The organism is Streptomyces sp. MK37H (genome assembly GCF_018035285.1).
Lineage (GTDB): Bacteria > Actinomycetota > Actinomycetes > Streptomycetales > Streptomycetaceae > Streptomyces > Streptomyces endocoffeicus.
Genome location: NZ_JAAAYH010000849.1, coordinates 1 through 1,399, shown reverse-complemented (window position 1 = coordinate 1,399; position 1,399 = coordinate 1). Strand labels below are relative to the sequence as shown.

2 protein-coding genes are annotated in these 1,399 nt (G+C 71.3%); one reads left to right on the top strand and one right to left on the bottom strand.

Annotated features, from left to right (window positions below):
* On the top strand, nucleotides 1-896 hold an 896-nt coding region (locus tag GWI24_RS44375; protein ID WP_247617744.1), incomplete at its 5' end, for a LamG domain-containing protein.
* A 197-nt stretch (nucleotides 897-1,093) separates the two neighbouring features.
* On the opposite strand, the gene GWI24_RS44370 is transcribed toward GWI24_RS44375, so the two are convergent.
* Nucleotides 1,094-1,399: VOC family protein (locus tag GWI24_RS44370; RefSeq protein WP_210951662.1), on the bottom strand; the 306-nt coding region annotated here is incomplete at its 5' end.

The following is a 1,399-nucleotide window of genomic DNA, read 5'->3' as shown; positions in this document are numbered from 1 at the left end:
TGATGGTCCGCTCCTCCTGGGACGAGGCCCGCACCTGGGACGGTGTGGACCGCGGCAAGGTCGTCACCACCGACTGGTCCGGCTACTCGGACATGGTCGCGATCTCCCGCGACACGGTGGGGCTGCTGTACGAGGGCGGTGCGGTGGACGCCCGTGACGAGATCCGCTTCGCCCGCTTCACCGAGGACTGGCTGGGCTCCCGCCAGCCGCCCTCCCCCACCACCGACGACCGCGCGCCCGGTGCCCGGTCCGCGACCGTGCTCGGCGGCGCGGCCAAGCGCGACGACGGCCGCTTCGGTGACGCGCTGTCCTTCGACGGCACGGACGACGCCGTACAGGTCCCGTACCGGAACGCCCTGCCGCTGGGCACCCGCGACTTCACCGTGAGCCTGTGGTTCCGCTACTCGGCCGCCTCCGGGCAGCATCCGTTCCTGTGGATGGGCGGGATCGGCAACAAACAGCCGCAGGTCTGGCTGCGCGGTGAGCCCGGGAGCAACCGGATCCGGGCGCTGATGACCACGGTCAACGGCTTCGCCACCTTCACCAGCGCCTCGGTGTCCACCGACGCCGCGTACAACGACGGGCAGTGGCACCACCTCGCCCTCGTCCGCAGCGGCGGACGGCTCTCCCTCACCGTGGACGGCGGCACCGCGGTCACCGCCCCCGACGCCCCGGGCACCGTAAGCCGCACCGCGCCCTTCGGCCTCCACCTCGGCCAGGCCGTGGACAGCCGGTCCTATATGACGGGCGATCTCGATGAGTTCCGCCTGTACGCCCGCGCCCTGTCCGACACCGAACTGCGCCGCGTCCGCGAGTTCAACGCCCCGCTCGACGACCCCCACTCCGGCGCCCTCGTCCGCCTCCCCCTCGACCGCGTGCTGTCACCCCACAGCTAGACGACCACGACTGGACGACACAACTAAGCGGTCCGCAGGAAGTGCCCCGACCTGCCGTCGATCGTCTGCGACGCCGTCGTGGCCGGTCCCACGCGGCGGAGCCGCATATCGACACAGCCGCGGCGGAGCCGCATATCGACACAGCCCCGCGCCACTTCGGGGCGCGTCCGAACTGCGGCCGACTTCCGCCGATCCGCTTAGACGACACAGAACTCATTGCCCTCCGGGTCCTGGAGCAGCACCCCGTAGTGCTCCATCCCCGGCTCGTCCATGATCCGCACGACCGTGGCTCCGGCCTCCTTCAGCCGGTCCACGGTCGCGGTGACGCGCTCGGTGCGGACCGCGAGGGGCACATCCCGCCCACCGCCCACCTTCAGATCGAGATGCAACCGGTTCTTGGTGACCTTGGACTCCGGAACCTGCTGGAACCACACCCGCGGACCCCGCCCCTCCGGATCCACGATGGACTCCGGGATCTCCCCGACCCCGGGGGGCAGCTCCGC